The organism is Desulfoplanes sp. PS50 (assembly GCF_053851535.1).
In genome coordinates, this window is the sequence record NZ_JBSPZA010000035.1 from 1 (window position 1) to 17,670 (window position 17,670).

18 protein-coding genes are annotated in these 17,670 nt (G+C 51.1%); 10 read left to right on the top strand and 8 right to left on the bottom strand.

Annotated features, from left to right (window positions below):
* Window positions 1-311 precede the first annotated feature (311 nt).
* Window positions 312-911: a 3'-5' exonuclease gene (locus ACTVJH_RS13430; RefSeq protein WP_455991655.1), complete on the top strand. Its 600-nt coding sequence runs from the start codon at window positions 312-314 to the stop codon at window positions 909-911.
* Between the two features lie 279 nt (window positions 912-1,190).
* Entirely contained in the window at window positions 1,191-1,496 is a 306-nt protein-coding gene (locus tag ACTVJH_RS13435; protein ID WP_455991657.1) for an FmdB family zinc ribbon protein, read from the top strand.
* A 114-nt stretch (window positions 1,497-1,610) separates the two neighbouring features.
* Here ACTVJH_RS13435 and ACTVJH_RS13440 read toward each other — a convergent pair whose 3' ends face one another.
* Window positions 1,611-2,090, bottom strand: coding sequence for a hypothetical protein (locus tag ACTVJH_RS13440; protein ID WP_455991659.1), 480 nt, complete (start codon window positions 2,088-2,090; stop codon window positions 1,611-1,613).
* Window positions 2,091-2,123: 33 nt separating this feature from the next.
* A complete protein-coding gene (locus ACTVJH_RS13445) occupies window positions 2,124-3,698 on the bottom strand; it encodes a mucoidy inhibitor MuiA family protein (RefSeq protein ID WP_455991662.1) in 1,575 nt (524 codons plus the stop codon).
* Between the two features lie 282 nt (window positions 3,699-3,980).
* Here ACTVJH_RS13445 and ACTVJH_RS13450 point away from each other — a divergent pair, with 282 nt between their 5' ends.
* Both ACTVJH_RS13450 and ACTVJH_RS13455 read left to right on the top strand, forming a co-directional pair.
* Window positions 3,981-4,340: a hypothetical protein gene (locus ACTVJH_RS13450; RefSeq protein WP_455991664.1), complete on the top strand. Its 360-nt coding sequence runs from the start codon at window positions 3,981-3,983 to the stop codon at window positions 4,338-4,340.
* Between the two features lie 116 nt (window positions 4,341-4,456).
* The gene (locus ACTVJH_RS13455; RefSeq protein WP_455991667.1) at window positions 4,457-6,997 is read left to right on the top strand and encodes a TIGR03960 family B12-binding radical SAM protein; all 2,541 of its coding nucleotides are present in this window, start codon (window positions 4,457-4,459) and stop codon (window positions 6,995-6,997) included.
* An 84-nt stretch (window positions 6,998-7,081) separates the two neighbouring features.
* Here the strand turns inward: ACTVJH_RS13455 and ACTVJH_RS13460 are convergent, their stop codons facing one another.
* The 3 genes from ACTVJH_RS13460 to ACTVJH_RS13470 form a co-directional block, all read right to left on the bottom strand.
* On the bottom strand, window positions 7,082-8,011 hold the full coding sequence (locus ACTVJH_RS13460; RefSeq protein ID WP_455991670.1) for a hypothetical protein: 930 nt from the start codon (window positions 8,009-8,011) through the stop codon (window positions 7,082-7,084).
* 178 nt (window positions 8,012-8,189) lie between these two features.
* Window positions 8,190-9,494, bottom strand: a complete 1,305-nt coding sequence (locus ACTVJH_RS13465; RefSeq protein ID WP_455991672.1) for an OmpA family protein — start codon at window positions 9,492-9,494, stop codon at window positions 8,190-8,192.
* A gap of 48 nt (window positions 9,495-9,542) precedes the next feature.
* On the bottom strand, window positions 9,543-10,379 hold the full coding sequence (locus tag ACTVJH_RS13470; RefSeq protein ID WP_455991675.1) for a mechanosensitive ion channel family protein: 837 nt from the start codon (window positions 10,377-10,379) through the stop codon (window positions 9,543-9,545).
* A 429-nt stretch (window positions 10,380-10,808) separates the two neighbouring features.
* Between ACTVJH_RS13470 and ACTVJH_RS13475 the strand changes: the two genes are divergently transcribed.
* Window positions 10,809-11,126, top strand: coding sequence for a PilZ domain-containing protein (locus ACTVJH_RS13475; protein ID WP_455991678.1), 318 nt, complete (start codon window positions 10,809-10,811; stop codon window positions 11,124-11,126).
* Between the two features lie 31 nt (window positions 11,127-11,157).
* On the opposite strand, the gene ACTVJH_RS13480 is transcribed toward ACTVJH_RS13475, so the two are convergent.
* The 3 genes from ACTVJH_RS13480 to ACTVJH_RS13490 all read right to left on the bottom strand — a co-directional run bounded on the left by ACTVJH_RS13480 (window position 11,158) and on the right by ACTVJH_RS13490 (window position 14,917).
* Window positions 11,158-11,622: an FKBP-type peptidyl-prolyl cis-trans isomerase gene (locus ACTVJH_RS13480; protein WP_455991681.1), complete on the bottom strand. Its 465-nt coding sequence runs from the start codon at window positions 11,620-11,622 to the stop codon at window positions 11,158-11,160.
* 129 nt (window positions 11,623-11,751) lie between these two features.
* Complete coding sequence (locus ACTVJH_RS13485) at window positions 11,752-11,952, bottom strand: DUF2905 domain-containing protein (RefSeq protein ID WP_455991684.1); 201 nt, start codon at window positions 11,950-11,952, stop codon at window positions 11,752-11,754.
* 16 nt (window positions 11,953-11,968) lie between these two features.
* Complete coding sequence (locus tag ACTVJH_RS13490) at window positions 11,969-14,917, bottom strand: DEAD/DEAH box helicase (protein ID WP_455991687.1); 2,949 nt, start codon at window positions 14,915-14,917, stop codon at window positions 11,969-11,971.
* A 216-nt stretch (window positions 14,918-15,133) separates the two neighbouring features.
* Here ACTVJH_RS13490 and ACTVJH_RS13495 point away from each other — a divergent pair, with 216 nt between their 5' ends.
* From ACTVJH_RS13495 to ACTVJH_RS13515, 5 genes are all read left to right on the top strand, one after another.
* Entirely contained in the window at window positions 15,134-15,352 is a 219-nt protein-coding gene (locus ACTVJH_RS13495) for a hypothetical protein (protein ID WP_455991690.1), read from the top strand.
* Between the two features lie 134 nt (window positions 15,353-15,486).
* Window positions 15,487-16,032, top strand: a complete 546-nt coding sequence (locus ACTVJH_RS13500; protein ID WP_455991693.1) for a TlpA family protein disulfide reductase — start codon at window positions 15,487-15,489, stop codon at window positions 16,030-16,032.
* A gap of 52 nt (window positions 16,033-16,084) precedes the next feature.
* On the top strand, window positions 16,085-16,669 hold the full coding sequence (locus tag ACTVJH_RS13505; RefSeq protein ID WP_455991696.1) for a peroxiredoxin: 585 nt from the start codon (window positions 16,085-16,087) through the stop codon (window positions 16,667-16,669).
* A gap of 125 nt (window positions 16,670-16,794) precedes the next feature.
* Entirely contained in the window at window positions 16,795-17,286 is a 492-nt protein-coding gene (locus ACTVJH_RS13510) for a TlpA family protein disulfide reductase (protein ID WP_455991699.1), read from the top strand.
* The gene (locus tag ACTVJH_RS13515) at window positions 17,283-17,663 is read left to right on the top strand and encodes a hypothetical protein (RefSeq protein WP_455991702.1); all 381 of its coding nucleotides are present in this window, start codon (window positions 17,283-17,285) and stop codon (window positions 17,661-17,663) included. Before ACTVJH_RS13510 ends, ACTVJH_RS13515 begins: the two co-directional genes overlap by 4 nt.
* Window positions 17,664-17,670 lie beyond the last annotated feature (7 nt).

The following is a 17,670-nucleotide window of genomic DNA, read 5'->3' on the forward strand; positions in this document are numbered from 1 at the left end:
TGTTCCCGCTCGTCAATAACTTTTGGAGAACCCGTTCTCGATGTCTTTGTGAATATGCCATCACCTCATCCTTCTGGCCCCCTTAGGTGAATTTCAGAAGAGGCGACAACTTCCCTGACACAGGGGGGTTTTCAAAATAGATCGAAAAAGATGGGATGGGGCAATACGAGTGATTTTATGAGCAAGAATGAACAAGATATACTATTTATGAGATGTTTTTTATTTTTTTGTATGCTTTCGAGGCATATTCTTTTTTGTTTGGACATACGATCTGTCGGTACTCGCGATATCAACGACCGGGAGCGTGTGATATGAGGCCCGATTTTTTGCCCAGTCGTGAGCGCTTGACCAGGGAGGAAATCAATGGATTTCCCCTGCGTCAGTATGATGGCCCTATTTGTCTGGTGACCGACCCAAAGGATGTCCCATTGATTTGTGAACGGTTATCCTGCGAAAGGGTATTGGGTTTTGATACGGAAACAAAACCGGCTTTTCGCAAAGGACAATCCTTTCGGCCCGCTCTTTTGCAACTTGCCGGAAATGATTGCGTGTATCTTTTTCAGTTGACCAGGATTTCTCTGGAAGGTCCGTTATTGTCACTTCTTGCGGACCAGGGGATCATCAAGGCCGGGGTGGCGGTAAAAGATGATCTTGTCGGGCTCAAGCAGCATGTGTCTTTTGACGAGGGCGGTTTTGCGGATCTGAGTTCCATCAGTGCCAGACATGGTTTTATGACCCGTGGGCTCAGGAACATGGCCGCCAATTTTTTGGGATTTCGGATCGGGAAGGGGGCCCAGCGCAGTAATTGGGGGCGATCGACCCTGACCAGAAAACAGCAGATCTATGCGGCCACAGATGCCTGGGTGAGCCGTTATCTCTATGTCCGATTCAAGGAGATGGATTTGGTCTGATGATCAGGAATCAGGCAGTTGTTCAAGACGGGGCTGCAGCTGAACAAAAATCGATTCTGTGAGGTTGACAGAAGGAAATTTTGACCAATATATATACCCGTCCGTTTTTCCAAAGAACGGACGATTTGTGCGATTTGTGGTCACTTGATCACAACCTGTTTTTTGAACAAAGAAAGCAGCCTCGTTATGTTCAATGCCCGCATCGCGGGTGTTCACATATTTTGTCAGGGTCAACCCGGGCAGCTTCAGGGATGCCCGGATACACAATGGAGTTGGACAATGCCTATTTATGAATACTGCTGTGAAGATTGCGGTCACATCTTTGAAGAGTGGCAGAGCGGATTTGAGGAGAGACAGTTTCCCTGCCCTATCTGTACGGGGGACTCCAAACGGATCGTCTCCCATACCTCCTTTGTGCTCAAGGGGAGCGGCTGGTATGTAACCGACTATTCCAACAAGCGCACACCTCCCAATGCTTCGGGTAACGGAAGCAATAACAAGGATTCCAAACCGGCCAAGGCCGAGGGATCTTCTTCTGCGGCCCCACCTGCTGCCAGCAACTCAACAGCCTCGTCCACGAGCTGAAATCAGCTGTATAGGTTGATCCTTAACGCAAAGAGCCGTGTCAGATACATTCTGACACGGCTCTTTGCGTTGGTTGCGCTGCGTAAACCAACGCGAAAGATACTACATATGCAATCAGCTGCCTGTAATAATGATCATTTCTCTGGTCATGTCCATGAGGTCGTTGAGACGCTGGATCATTTTCTGACTCAGACGTTCAGACCGTTCGGCCAGGGCCTCCGTGTTTCTGGATATCTTTTTGACGATTTGTTCCGCAGTGAATCTGAAGGATGCTTCCGAAAAGTCCCCGAGCATGGCCTCGTACTCGATGACCAGGCCGACCATACGTTCGTACTCACCTTTTTGTTTACGAAAACATGCCTTGAGCCCCTTGAGATAGGCGTCCCTGATCGTATCGGAATGTTCTTTCTGGTGGTTGTCCAAGGCATGGACCCACAGGGTGACAAAGAGGGGCCTGTACAACTCGCTGAACTGGTCACGCTTGAAATGCCGTCCTTCACCTATTCCCAGGATGGAGAATTCGTCTTCCAGGGTTGCATCCAGGTAATAGCGGTTGAATTTCTTGAGCACATCGTTGACTGTCATATCGCGCATACGTTTTCCTTGTTATTTGAGTGAGACTCGGCTTTACCATCGCCATCCGGGATCGACCTGCATGTCTTCGGGAGCCCTGGCCTCCACATGCATGGAGATGGTTGCTTTGGTTTCGGGGGCCAGGTTGAGGTTCCAGGTCATGATCTCGGGTTGGTCGAGGGTGTCTTCAGGGGCCGGAGTCCCGGAAATGGACAGAGTGATGTCCTTGTTGCGGGAAAGCGGCCTTGGTTCCTCGATCACAGCTTCGATGGGGAGGGATGTATCGTTTGCAATGATCAGATCCCAGGCCCATGTCCAGGTCTTTTTCTGGGAGAACATCCCGGAATTTCCCGATTTTTTGTTTTTTAATACGGTCTTGGCACGTACCAGCGGATCAGGGCCAAAAAAGAGGTTCAGCTTGTTCCCGGAAAAAGAGAAATCCTGTTTGCGTAAAAAAGCGCCGTCAACCAGAAACATGGCCTCGCCGCGGGGAAGATCCAAAGATGAATTCATCTCGACTTCCGTATGCAGAAAACCGAATCCACTGACACTCGGTCTTAAGACATACTTGAACTCTGCTGGCCAGACAGCATCCTTGACTCTGACCATCACGTCATCCCCGGCAACAATCGTGCGCAGCCCGAGTTCCCAGGTAGAAAAGGTCCCTTTGCGTTGTTCCACGGCTTCATTTTTTGCGGGCATGGCAGCCCGCTGCATGACGCTTCGCGGCGCAGCCGCTTCTTCCAGCATGAACGACCTGCTGTCAATCTCTACAGGTTCCAAGGGCTTGAGGATCCACGGCCGGATAGATGGCGGATTCGGCTGCAGGTGGGTTTTTCCGGTTGCCAGGGAGAGGCGGACATTGTTCCAGTCCAGGCCCGTACCCTGATGCACCCGGGCCTGCCAGGTAAAACGGACCGTATGCTCGCTGGACAGGGCTTCCAGACGATAGATGGGCTTCCAGCCGCATTCTTTGACCGCATATGACCAGGTGCAGGGGATGGTGTTTTCTTTACCCGGGGAGAAGCCAAGGATGATCTTCCAGTTCCTGGTCGTCTTTCCCTGGATGGCGGTAATCTGTCTGGTGATCCTTTCAATCTCTTGGGACAGGATCTTCAGTTCTTCTGACGTGGTGTCCATGCCGATCATGGCCGTTTCGATCTCTTTCCCCATGATTGCGGCAAGTTCCTTGAATTGTTCGAGTGATCCCTGCTCTGTTGTGTGGCGTGACTGCCAAAAGGTGATTGTGGCATCGAGTCCTTTTTTTCGGGCCTCGAGTCTGCCTTTTTGTGCCACGAGCCGGTCGAGCTCCGTTTTGAGGGCGGCAATTTGTTCAGAATCGATTGAAACAACGGATTCCGGTGAAATATCTGTCAGCACGACACCCTCTGGCGGATGAAAGGCAAGGGATGAGGGATCGGCCTGGCCAGGAAGAAAAATGACCCCTGTCCGATGGTCGCTGACGGAGGTTACCGGTATATCTGCCTGTTCTTCAATGATTGCCGAGTCGGGAAATAGGGTCACGGCAGTAGTGTCGGCCTGAACAGACTGCGCCGCGAAGAGGATGACAAGCATGAAAAGACACGAGCAACGTATGGCTGGGGGCGTATGCCGGGATACTGTGAACATGGGATTGTCTCCTTGTCTCCGAAATGGCTCATGACGAAAAAATCACGATGACGTTATCTCGCATCCTTTTCAAGGAATTTCAACATCCTTGTATGGTCATCATTCCCTTTGATTAAGGATCGTATAGTTTTTGAGGAGTGAGCCGTGATTTTTTGAATCTCGTATCAACCCTCAAGGCAACAGGGCACTGCCTTGACAGCCCCGTGATGAACACTTAGTTGGTTTGATCGGTTTTGACTCTACAATCAATCTTTGAACTTTGCTCTTTGTAAGGAGATACACATGGCCCTTGAAATCCGTCTGCTCAAATTGATCAATGGCGACATGGTCATTGGGAAATGGGATATCGACAACAATAAAATTCAGGATCCGGCAATTCTGCAGACCATTCCCACCCAGCAGGGCGGGATGCAGATGATGCTTCTTCCCTTTGGCTATCCCTTTGACAACGAAATCGAAGGCGAGATCTCCATGGATCATATCCTCTACGAGTACAAGACGATTCCCGAGGAACTCAAGACCAAATATCTCGAGGCCTCGAGCAATCTAACCATTTCCACGGCCAACGATCTGCGCAATCTTGAAAATCTCGGTCAGGGAGGGGGCAAGGTCTCGAATCTCGGTGATCTTTTCAAAAAATAAGTTTTGCTTTTCGTCATGCTCAGACAAGGCACAAAGGAGCGTTTAAGGCCCTTTGTGCCTTTTGTCTGTTTTCAGGGGCCACCCGGCTCTGCAGTCATCCATCGAGCATTCATATCATGAAAGAACTTCTTCCTCTGTTTCCCCGGCCCAGCCAGTATCTTGGCAACGAGATCAACTCTGTTCATAAGAGTTTAGATACGGTCGCGGTTCATATGGCCCTTGCCTTTCCGGATCTCTATGATGTGGGCATGTCCTATCTGGGACAAAAAATTCTCTATGAGCTGGCCAATGCACAGGATGATGTCTGGGCAGAACGGGTTTTCGCCCCCACCGAAGAGGTTGCTGCGCTGCTCAAACAGCATGACACCCCCCTGGCCTCGCTGGAATCGGATACTCCGCTTGGGGAACTCGATGCGGTTGCCTTCAGCATCACCCATGAACTCTGCTACACAAATATCCTGTACATGCTTGATCTTGCCGGGATTCCCCTATGGTCCAAAAATCGAAATCTGGACCATCCGCTGATTATCGCCGGTGGGGGATGCACGCTTAATGCCGAACCTGTAGCTCCGTTTTTTGACCTCATGGTTCTGGGGGACGGGGAAGAGACGTTTATGGATCTGATCGAGGTTATCCGAAAAGGGCGGGAAAACCATCTTTCCAGAGAGAGCGTGCTCAGAGAAATGGCCTTACTCCCCGGGGTGTATGTGCCTTCCTTTTTCAGGGAAGCGGAACACACTGCGCCATTGCGACCGATGTATCCTGATCTGCCCATGCCCGAGAGACGCAGTGTCGCTGACATCAACACCATTGATTTTCCTGTCCGGCATATTCTTCCCTACGGCAAGCCGGTCCATGACAGACTGACCGTTGAAATCGCCCGGGGATGTACTCGGGGATGCCGGTTCTGTCATGCAGGCATGGTCTATCGACCAGCCCGGGAACGTTCCCTGCCCGAACTCAAGCGAATCATCGACCAGGGATTGGCTCAAACCGGGTACGAGGAAATATCCTTTCTCTCTTTGAGTACCGGGGATTTTTCCGCGTTTCAGGGGCTGTTCATGCAGACGTATGCCCAGTGCCGCAGCCAGCAGGTTTCCATCTCCCTGCCTTCCCTGCGGGCCGGATCTCTGAACGAATCCCTGCTCTCACGTATGGCCGAGATCAGGCATACCGGGATGACCGTTGCTCCCGAGGCGGGAACCCAGCGACTTCGCGACGTGATCAACAAGGGGATCAGTGAAGAGGAGATTCTGGAACATGCGCGCATGGTTTTTGCCCATGGGTGGCAGGGGATCAAACTCTATTTCATGATCGGTCTGCCCACGGAAACCAGAGAGGATCTGGACGGAATTCTCGACCTCTGTCTGAAGGTTCGGGCTACCGCCGGTAAACAGGCCAAACGGATGCAGATCACAGCTGCCATTTCTCCTTTTGTGCCCAAGCCCTTTACACCCTTTCAATGGGAGCCCCAAATCACCATGCAGGAGATCGAAGAACGGCTTGCCTATGTCAGGGAGATATTCAAACCGTATCGATTTATGCATCTCAAGTGGCATCACTCGCACATGAGTTTTCTGGAGGGGATTTTTTCCAGAGGTGACAGAGCCTTGGCCTGTGTGGTCGAAAAGGCCTTTCACAAAGGGGCTCTGTTCTCGAGCTGGTCCGATCATCTGAATTTGAATCACTGGGTGGAGGCCATGGAGGAATGTGGTTGTGATCCCCAAACCTATATTGGCGAACGGAATCTGAAAGCACCCTTGCCCTGGGATCATCTGAACGCAGGGGTGAGCAAGCGGTTTTTGCGAACAGAACGGAGCCGGGCGCTTGGTCGGAAACTGTCACCCGATTGTCGGTACAATGCCTGTCGCAATTGCGGGGTGTGCGGGTTTGACGGCCATCCTTCCATCCTTACCCAGACGGGAGATACCCCTCTAAAACCGGTTCTGAATAATGTGGATCGCGATCAGCAGAAGGAGGAATCCTGCCAGGAGTTTTCCAATCCGGAGCATGAGAAGTTGATCCGCAAGGCATGTCATTACCGGTTGTGGTATCGAAAACTCGGTCTGTCCATCTATCTGAGTCAGCTTGAGCTGCAGAGGATCTTCGAACGGGCCCTGCGTCGGGCCGACCTTGCGGCAACCTTTTCCGCCGGGTTTCATCCCATGCCCCTGATGTCGTTTGGCATGGCCCTTCCCGTTGGGGTCGGCAGTGAGGCTGAATGGGTAAATATCTATTTTCGGGAGGAATTGACTGGAGAGGAGATCGTCCAACGAATGGCCGGCCAATTGCCACGGGGGATGCGGGTTTTGGCTGCCCAAAGGTTGAGCATGGGTAAGAAACAGCCCCAGGCCGTAGCTGAGGAGTTCGTCATTCGATTTCAGGCAGACGCGGATCAACGGGCACAGATGCTTCACGCATGGCAGGAGTTTCTTTCTGGAAAAACATTCATGATTGAAAAGACGAACAAACGGGGCAAGATCCTGCAGGTGGATTTGCGACCCTTTGTCAGCTCGAGCGTAGCAGACACGGATGGTTTCAGGGTGATTTTTGATTGGGGGCAGGGATATATCAATCCCTTGACCCTGCTGAATTCCGTGTGTCCGGATTTGTCTCCAATACATTTTTCCATGGTCAAAACGCGTCAGATTATGTAATACATTATGATGGGTTGACGATGTGCACAACAAAGCGGCTTCCTCCGAGGAGGAAGCCGCTTTGTTGTGCGATGTTCTTACCGGTCAATCCCTGTTTTTTTCCTTCAGCCAGTCGAGGATTTCGTCATCCTCCTCTCGGACCGGAGGTTGCGGGGAGGATTCTCTGGAGTGCTCTTTCGTGGTTTGCCGTGCGGGTTTGCGGCGGATGAAAATAAGGATGATGATCAAGAGAAGGGTGACGCTGACAATGGTCAGCAGCCCATAGGTGACCACCTGGGTCAGGGATTGGTGGATGCTTTCCAGTTCTGAGCGGGATTGTTCCTTGAGTCCTGCAAGGGTGGCGTTGATATTTTCCAGAGATGAAAGGTGGCCAATGGTTTTCGTCTTCTGGGAGGAAATGACCTCTTTGACCTCCTCGATCTCTTTCTGCTGGTTCGATAGACTGCTTTGAGCGAGGTTGATCTGTTTTTGCAGTTTGATGATCAGTTCGTCCTGGTTGGTAACGGTTGCCTGGAGACTGGCAATGTTTTTTTCCAGCCCATCATCCCTTTGTGTCAGCTGGGCATGTTGCTTGTTCAGGAGATCCTGTTGTTTACGTTCGATCGTGTCGATAGCAGCAAGAAATTCTTTTTTCTGATCGGCGAGTTCAGCAAGGATGGTTTCATGTTTTCGAGCGGTTTCTGCCTGAATCTTTTTGATCGCCGCAATCTCCTGACCAAGGGTTTCCCCGGTTTCCAGGCTGGTCGTATTCAGGGTATTGATGGCGTCCAGGGCGGTGAGAATATCCTGGCCGTGTGTCAACGAGGTTTCGCTGAGTTCTTCCAGGGCTTTTGCAAGCGTTTCTCCATGTTCCTTGAGGGAATCCGATAGTTGCTGGAGTTCATAGATCTGGTTCTGGATGGCCAGGATTTTGGATTCTCCGGCATCTTCCAGAGGGAGGGTGGTATTTTGCCCGGATGTCAGGGTGGGAAGAATGGTCAGAAAAAGAAGCAGCGTGAGGATTTTTCGGAGCATGGCCGTTGCCTCGTGGAATATCGGAAAGGTTTCGATGGATTGTGAACCAATGCCCATAACCACAAGCTGTGCATTTGTCCAAGAAAACAAGGTCTGAAACTGGGCAGGAGTTTGAATGAAAAAGGTCTTCCAGGATGTCCTGGAAGACCTTTTTCGGTTGTTTGGGCAGTCTTATTGTTTAGCGGGTCTGATAGGCACCGGTGATGACGACCACAACCCGTCTGTTCTTTTGTCGTCCATCGGCTGTGTCATTCGTCGCGATGGGACGTTCCTCACCGTAGCCAAGGGCCTGGATGATGGAAGGATCCACGCCGAATTTCTCGTTCAGATAGGTGACTACGCTCTGTGCACGCTCCTTGGAGAGCTTCTGGTTGTACGAGGCAGCGCCCTGACTGTCGGTATGGCCTTCGACCACTGCGGTGACACCGGGATGGTGAATCAGGAACATGGCCACTTCTTCCAGCCTGTGGTGATATTTTTGCTTGATGTCGGCCTTGTTCAGGTCGAATTCGAGCTCCAGGTCGATGGTGATGGGCAACGGGCATCCCTGGGCATCCACGGCGAAATCGGCCGGTGTTTCAGGACAGGCATCCAGGTAATCGGGCACACCGTCGCCGTCGGTATCCAGAGGACAGCCGACATAATCGACCTGGACCCCAGCAGGTGTATCCGGGCATTCATCCATGTAATCGAAGACACCGTCACCGTCCGAATCAAAGGGGCACCCCTTGGCATCCACGGCAACGCCCTGGGGCGTACCCGGGCACTGATCCTTGATGTCGGACACTCCGTCCTGATCACTATCCGCTGCGATGCTGTAAAAAACTTCCTGAACAAAGGCGGCCCGATTGTCCTGATTTTGCAGTTCCTCGAAGGTCGTGTTTTCCGAGCAAGCATTCAGGGAAGCGATTTCGTCCAGAAGCTTTTGGTTCTTTGCGGTCTCTGCAAGGCTGATTACATGGATACATAGATTGGGATGATGTTTTTCATATAACGCCCTGGCTGCCTGGATGGGATCTGTACCCTGGTTGTTCCCTCCGTCAGAGATGAGGATCAGAGCCTTGGAGTCAGGCGTGCATTCGATAGTGGAACTCATGGCTGTGATACTTTCTCCAAGTGGGGTCGGATTACCCATGAATCCCCAGGTGAGGATATCGGTGGGAATGGTATCAATGGCCTGTCCATAGGACATGGTATTGTAAACGGCAGGTTCGGCATAGGTCTTCAGCGGTGCCAGGGTATTCAAGGAGGAGATGTAACCCAGCTCGGGAATGTGTCGGTTGAGCTGGGACAGGATCTCCTTGGCCAGAACGATCTTGGTCTTTCCGCTGTCCTGGTATTCCCAGCCCATGGAGCCGGAACTGTCGACAAGAAAGATGAAATTATCGATTTTGGGAACCAGATCCATGGCGGATACCGAACTCAAACCGCCATATATGAAAAAAAACGCTGCAAACAAAAGGGGAAGTAGTTTTTTTCGCATGTGCAAAAACCTCCTTTGGATGGTTGTGAATCAAATAGTATCTGTCGATCAATCCGTTATAGCGGGTATTTCTTCTTTATAGACATGGATGTCCTGTTGGGGAAAGGGGATGCTGATGCCTTCCGCGTCAAAGCGTTTTTTGATCGTTTCATGAAGATCGAAATATACGGCCCAGTAATCCTCGGTTTTGACCCACGGTCTGACGGCAAAGTTCACGCTGCTGTCGGCCAATTGGATCAGACCGATGATCGGCGACGGATCCTGGAGAATACGGGAATCCTTGGCCAGGATATCCGCCAGGACCTCCTTGACCTTGTCGATGGGGTCTGCGTAGCTGACACCGACGGTCATATCCACTCGCCGGATTTCTTTCATGGAATAATTGACGATATTGTCCGAGAGCAGTTTGCCATTGGGAATGATGATGACCTTGTTGTCGGGTGTTTTGGCCGTAGTGGAGAAAATCTGGATATGTTCGACAGTTCCTGCCGTTCCCGCGCCTTCGAAGTAGTCACCTACACGGATGGGGCGAAAAGTGACGATCAGGACTCCGGCAGCAAAATTCGACAAGGAGCCTTGCAAAGCCAGGCCAACAGCCAAACCTGCGGCACCCAGAACAGCGATGAGTGAGGTGGTCTGAATTCCCAGGGCACCCAGGGAGGCAACAATGACCATGATCAACAATGCTACATAGGACAGGTCGAGAACAAAGGGGATAATGGTGGCATCGACACCCGATCGGGTCATGGTTTTGCCAAGGAATTTTTTTATCATTTTGGCAATCCACCGACCTATCACAAAGATGAAGATGGCCGCGAGAATTTTCAGACCGTACAGGGTGGCCAGGTTTTGCAGAGTGGCCAGCAAGGAGTCGATGTCGACCATTGAAATACCTCCGGATAAGGTTGAAGCGTACACTGATTGCTCGGGTAGAGAACAAAATTGTCAGGGCCAAGAAGTACGTATTGTTGATGGTTACCGGTTTTCAGAAAGGATTGCAAAGAAAAAACGTAAAAAAGAGAATTTGTTCATCCAATTACGGATTCGTAGGCCCAGCGAAATCTGAATGTATCAACCAATCGGATTTCGATTTGCACTCGCGGGTAAGAGTAAAGCTGTATCGCTTGCTGTAGTCACGTCCGATTCCCAAAGATTGCATCGGGTCTGCCGGACACAATCTGTCCGTTTTTTCGGGAGGATGAGGTTGCTTGATAAATAAAGATTGATATATCAATAGGTTGAATGTGGCATGATTTTTTCAAACATCCCGGCCATACGCTGCAATATCCTGAAACCATACCGGGAGGTAGATTCATGCCGACTTCAAAAGAACGAAGACGGTTCAAACGATACCGATACACAACTCCAGTTGAACTGCGATACGAGAATAAAGGCGATATTCATGATGGAGAAATGAGAAATTATAGTGATAAGGGAATGTGTATTACAACCGATGAATTTTTTAAGATAGATAACAACGTGTATATACGAATGAAGGAATATCATCCAGGACGAAAAGGTGTCAATTCTTATGAATGGTATGGTGGAAAAGTATGTTGGACTCGAAAGGAACAAAGTGATACCACTAAAATTTCCATAGGCATACAATTTCCTTATCCCATGATCTACTGAAAATTATGGGATAAGGAGTGCGTTGAGGGGGCTATGACTCGTTAAGGGTCTTCTTGACACCATCCACAGTGGTGACATCCACCAACGTGATGGTGAATTCAAGTTCTTCGCCAGCCAAGGGGTGGTTGGCATCAATGGTGATGATGTCGTTTTCCATAGACAGGATGATTCCCGGCAGCTCGTCCCCCTCGGGAGTTCGCAGGATAAGTTCCTGACCCGGTTTGATCCTTCCCACGGGGGGCATTGATTCCTGGGGAATGGTAATGATTCTGTCATCCCGGTAGTCGCCATAGCCTTCATCCGGGGGTATGCGGATGGTTCTGGTTTCTCCCTGGGCCATGCTCCGGACGGCGTTTTCCAGTTTTTCCAATATTTCGTGATTGCCCAGACAGACGGGCATGGGGTCGCTTTCATACGTGGACTCGAAGATATCGCCGTCCACGAGTTTGCCTTCAAAATGAATGGATACCAGGGTACCATCGGGGAGTGCTGTCATGATCATTAATTCCTTAAGGCATTTCGTGCCGGTTGTTTGTTCTGAAGTCGTGGTCGTGCAACGTCATTTTTTCAAAAATGACAAGCAGATGTGCTGATGTCAATCCTCGTGCCTTTCATTTTTTCTTTTCTATCTTCTGAATAACCAAACCAACAGCGACACGACCAGGGAAATAACAACACAGGTGGTGATGGGAAACCAGATTTTCACGTTTTCCTTGTGGATCAGGATATCCCCTGGAAGTCTTCCCAGGGGAAGTCTGCTCACGAGGGGCCAGGCAAGGCCAAGGGCCACAATGATCAGGCCGATGATGATCAGGGAGCGTTGCATGATTTTTTCGAGAATGTTATGATATAATGGTCTGAACAACGTGTGATTGTGGCAATGGATCAGTGGCCCAGTCAACAGGAAGGCGAACTGTTTTCCTGGCCTTGTTGGTGAACAGCAGATAGCCGTTATCCCGGCCGTAGCAATAAAGCCCTTTGGTTACGGCCACATCCTGGGTGCAATACTCGATGATCTTGTCCAGTTTTCCCTGCTTCCACCAGGTAAGCGCCTGAAGCCCATCAGCGGATTTTTTTTCTCCCAAAGTGGATGCGGCCAGATGGTCCAGAGAAAGCCGGTAACCCAGCCTTTGGTGCACATGCTCGAGGATATCCAGGGTGGGCAGGGCGGTAAAATCAAAATCAGTCAACCCTGATAGAACCTTATAGTCAAACCGTTTGATATTGAATCCTACCATCAAATCCATCTTCTTCAGGTCTGCTGCAAGGGCTGTCATCTCTTCCTGAAGATAGCTTGTATAGGCATCCTTCAATGAGTCATAGACCACCACGCAGCTGACGCCCATTTTGTGGGCCCTGTTCCATCCTCCGACTTCTTTGGCTGAACGCCGGGTTTCAATATCCAGAACACCATACCGCAGGGATCGTGGCGCGGACGACGAGTTGACGCGCTGAATCTTTTTTTGGTGGTTGGTAACTGAGATGGTCGGCGTAGAGGATACATCGTTTTTCTTGATCAGCACGGGTTTTCGAATCGTTGAAGCAGGTTCCGAGCGCATTCGGATCAGAACCTCTCTGGCAGCATGTTTGTCGATCGGGCGATTGCCGGAGCCGCATTTGGGGGAATGCACACAGGCAGGACATCCTGTTTCGCAGGGACATGATTCGATGACCTGCAGGGTTCTCTCTAAGAGTTCCCTCCCTCGGGAAAAGGCCTGCCGGCACAGCCCGGCCCCTCCTGGGGTACCGTCGTAGATGAATACGGCTGCGGTTTTCGTCTGGGGATGGCAAGGAATGGAGATGCCCCCGAGGTCGTTACGATCCGTGAGCACGAGGAGCGGCAAAATGCCGATGGCCGCATGTTCGCAGGCATGGATACCGCCCATGAAATGAAGATTCTTTTGCTCCAGAGAATGTCTGACTGCATCCGGGATGTCGAACCAGATCCCCTCGGTCTCGAAGACGAGAGGGGGGAGATCCAGGGGGACCATGCCCAGAAACCGGCCGTTGTTGGATCGTTTTTCGTATTCAACGACCTGTTCGGTGATCGTGAGGCGTCCCAGGGAGAGTGTCGTGGACCAGACGGATTTTTGGTCGGTTATTTCGAGAATCTCTGTTGTCTTGGAGGTTCGGGGACGGGTATGGTAGTTGACCTTTTTTCGGGTGGCAAAGGCTGTGGATGATTCAAGGTCCAGGGACTCAATGACATAGGTTTTTGTGTTGTGCAGATAGACTGCGCCGGGGTGGGTTTCATGAAAGGCCCGCATTGTGTCGATCTGGCCGATGACTTCGCCGGAACGGGTATCGACAATGGAAAATCTGTTTCCCGAACCGCGCAGGCTGACATGGCGCTGCGGGTATTTTCGGGAAGCATACCATGTACCGCCATCTTCCGAGCGAAGCAGTTTCCCCCTGGATTCCAACGCAGCCAGGGTTTTTTGCACCGCGTCATTTCGGGCAAAGGACTCTTCCTGCCCAATGGGCATATCTGCCGCTGCGCAGACAATATGCGAGTCCATGATGAACGGATTGGCAGGATTGATCACAGCGGCCTCGGGGGGCATGGCAAAGAATTCTTCGGGATGGCGCATGAAATACTGATCCATGGCATCTTCGTGACCGATAAGGATGACAGCGGACTTTTTGCCGGCCCGTCCGACACGTCCGGCCCGTTGCCAGGTGGCCATGATCGACCCGGGATAGCCCACCAGGATGCACAGATCCAGGGCACCGATGTCGATGCCCAGTTCCAGGGCGCTGGTACTGACCACGGCCAAAAGTTTGCCGCTGACCAGATCGTTCTCGATGGCCCGGCGTTCCTCGGGCAGATAACCGGCCCGGTAGGGACTGATCCGTTTCCCGAGTTCTCCGGCCTTGTTGGCCGCCCATACGGAAATGAGCTCGGCCATTTTCCGGGATTGTGTAAAAACAAGGGTCCTGAGCTTGCGGGCCAGGGCAGCCTGCAACAGAACAATGGCGGTATTCGAGGTTCCGGCGCTCAGTCCGTCCAGAAAGACACAATGTCGTTTGGAGGTCGGAGCGCCGCTTTCATTGACAACCTCCACATCCAGATCGGTCAATGTCGAGGCGAGTTCTCCCGGATTGGCAATGGTGGCCGAGGAAAAGATAAACGTGGGCTGTTTCCCGTACGCCGCGCAGATGCGTCTGAGCCGTCTGAACACCCAGGCCATATGTGATCCCATGACCCCGCGATAGGTATGCACCTCGTCCACGACGACAAAATCCAGATTGCTGAAAAAACGCTGCCAGTTGCCATGATAGGGCAGAATGCCCAGATGGAGCATGTCCGGGTTGGTTACCAGAATGCCGGGCGGATTCTTTTTGATTTTTGTTCGGTGCCAGGAGGAGGTGTCCCCGTCATAGATGGCTGCCAGAGGGTTTGGAAGCCCCAAAAGATGAGCGGTAAGTTTCTTCAGGTTCTTGAGCTGATCCTGGGCAAGGGCTTTGAGAGGAAACAGAAACAACGCCTTGGAATCCGGGTTGTGCAAAAGTGCATCCAGGATCGGCAAGGCATAGATGAGTGTCTTGCCGCTGGCCGTGGGGGTGGCCGCGACGCAATGTTTTCCCGAGCGGATCAGATCGATGGCCCTGGCTTGGTGAGAGTAGAGATGCGTTATTCCCCGGCTCGTGAGCATGGTTTCTATTTGAGGATGCCAGGAGAGGGCCGGATGAGCGTAAATAGCCTCGTGATCCGGGAGGATGTGATGGTGAACCAGGTCGGTGGCAAGGGACGGGTATTTTTTGAGTTTAGAGATATAGTCATCGATCATTGAGCAAACCTGCTGGGCTCGGTAGGCCTTTTTTTATTGAGGGATTGCGCTGTGCGCCGGATTGGGATAATTATGAAAATAACTGAGGCGGTTTGTTTTTGCCTCCATGCGACGGATCTTTGAAATAGGAACACCCGGAAATAATTCGGTGCAACGGGTTCCATTGTCAATCTTTGAGAACTCTGAACATTCAATCCTTCAACAAGGGGGGCTGTCATGTCCGAGAAGAAGTATCGTATCCAAACGGCCTGTCCGCAGTGCGGATGCAGTGCTGCGGCCGTTATGACCGATGAAGAGATTCGAAAGCGGTATGGGGATGCTCCGAACATTCATGTGACCTGTGACAAATGCAGGGCCGAGTATGAGGCCAAAATGGCGGATGCCTGTCCGGAATGGGATGAGGCATGCAAGATGGACAAACAGGGTAAGGCATAAACAACATAGGACAGATGATCAAAGGTCATCCAGGTATCGGAATTCTCCGAGAATGGTGATGGTTTCCAGGAAATTCCGGAAAATGACCGTACCTGGATGACGTAACGTATCATCATTTGACATGGTGGGAACGTATGAAAAAATATTTTTTTGTTTTTTGGATGTTTCTTTGTATTCCGAGAGCCTTTGCCGGAGGAGAACTCCAAATCGGTCAGGAATTCCCCGGGCTTCTTTTGTCCAGTCCGACTGAACAGGCTGATGTTGGATATCTCGAGATTTCTGCCAAGAATGAAAAGTTCGGCATTGGTGACATCGACGCGGATCTGGTCGTGGTGGAGTTTTTCAGCATGTACTGTCCCCATTGTCAGCATGAAGCCCCGTTAATGAACAAGGTTTTTGATCGTCTCAAGGCAGATAATCTTGCATCCCGGGTCAAGATGATAGGCATCGGTATCGGAAACTCAGCCTATGAAGTGAGTATCTTCAAAAAGAAGTTCAACATCTTATTTCCGCTCTTCGAGGACGAGGATTTTAGCTGGCACGAAGAGGTCGGGCAGGTGGGGACCCCGTATTTCGTCTTTGTCAGCCTCAAGGAGAATTCGCCCAAGGTCGTTTTCACCCATCTCGGCCGTCTGGACAGTCTCACCTGGGTTGTGAAACGGATCAAGGAACATCTGTAGGTGTTGTCAGTGATTTTTTGTAAGCAAAAACAGATCGAAGGGAGGTAGGATCATGAAACGATGCGCATGCCTGGTCTGCCTGATTCTCATCATCGGAGGCGTTCAGGGCTGGGCCGCTCAATACACCGAACAACCCATGTACAGGACCGGGCATCTCAAGCCCCTGGACAGCGTGCTCAAGGTCAAGGTCGGGGATATGGCGCCGGATTTCATCCTTCCTGCAATAGATGGCACCCGGGTTTCCCTGAGCGATTACAGGGGAAAAAAGCATGTCATGCTCTCTTTTGTCCCCGCGGCCTTTACCCCGGTGTGTTCTGACCAGTGGCCGGGATATGATTTGATTCGTGACGTTTTTGAAGCGCACAACACCATTCTTCTCGGCATAAGCACAGATAACGTTCCCAGCCTGTATGCCTGGACACAAGCCATGGGCGGGCTGTGGTTCAAGGTGCTTTCGGACTTCTGGCCTCATGGTCAGGTAGCAACCACCTATGGGGTGCTCAGGTCCGACGGGACTGCGGAGCGGGCCATCTTCATCATCGATAGCAAAGGAATCATTCGATATATCGATGTGCAGGATATCAATTTCAGACCGAAGCTCAAACCGATTATCGAATCGCTGGAAAAATTGAAATGACCATGATCGTTTTTGTGGTCGGATGAGGTTTTTATCGCATACAAGCTGGAAGGAGAGCAGGCGATCTCAACCGTTCAGACAGGGAGATGCTGCAATCCGGACAAAAAATATGACAGGAGCTTGGATTGATACGCTCATTGATTATCCTCTGTTTTGTCACGGGATGGCTCGGATGGGCTGTTCCCGATACGGTTCGGGCCGAGTACAAAGGAAAACTTTCAGGTGAGCAGTTCGTGGACATTGTCAGCGAAACAGCATCACGTGTGGTGGTGGTCAATTTCTGGGCGACATGGTGTGGTCCATGCCGACAGGAATTTCCTGCGCTCATGTCACTTCGTAAACGGTATGAAGACAGGGATCTTCTGCTTTTGGGGATTTCCCTGGATTATAACCCCGAAGCGGTTAAGTTTTTTGTCGATCAGGTTGGGTTCAACTATCCCATTTATGTCGACGGGGGAGAAATCGCCTCTGCCTTCAATGTATCTGCCATACCGCGACTGCTTGTGTTTACCGATGGTGAACTTCAAGCCAGTCACGTAGGGTATATCCCCGAAAATACCCTTAACAAGGTAATCAAGTCGCTCATTGAATCCGCCAAAAAGGGAGGGGAATCATGAAAAAAATGTGCATTGTTTTTTGTATAGTCGGTGGCATGTTCCTGCTTGTATTCCCGGCACTCTCCAGTGCCCAGATTATGGACAAAGTAAACACTCCGTTTCAGATCTGTTGTGTGGGTGAAAGGGATAATGCCGATGCATTGGCCAAACGACTTGTTTCGATTATTCCCGGTTTGCAGACGCGTGTTGACAGGGAATCCCGTCAGGACTCATTGGGGAACGATGTTTCCTATTATGCCCTGTATGTTTGGCATCCGGAAATGACCGCCCAGGACATTTGTGAAGAACTGGGAAACAAGGAGTGTGCCTGTTGTCGGGAAAAGGAGAGGGACCAGTGCCCAGATGATGCAAAGGACGGGATTGGAACCGGAGACTAGACCGGGA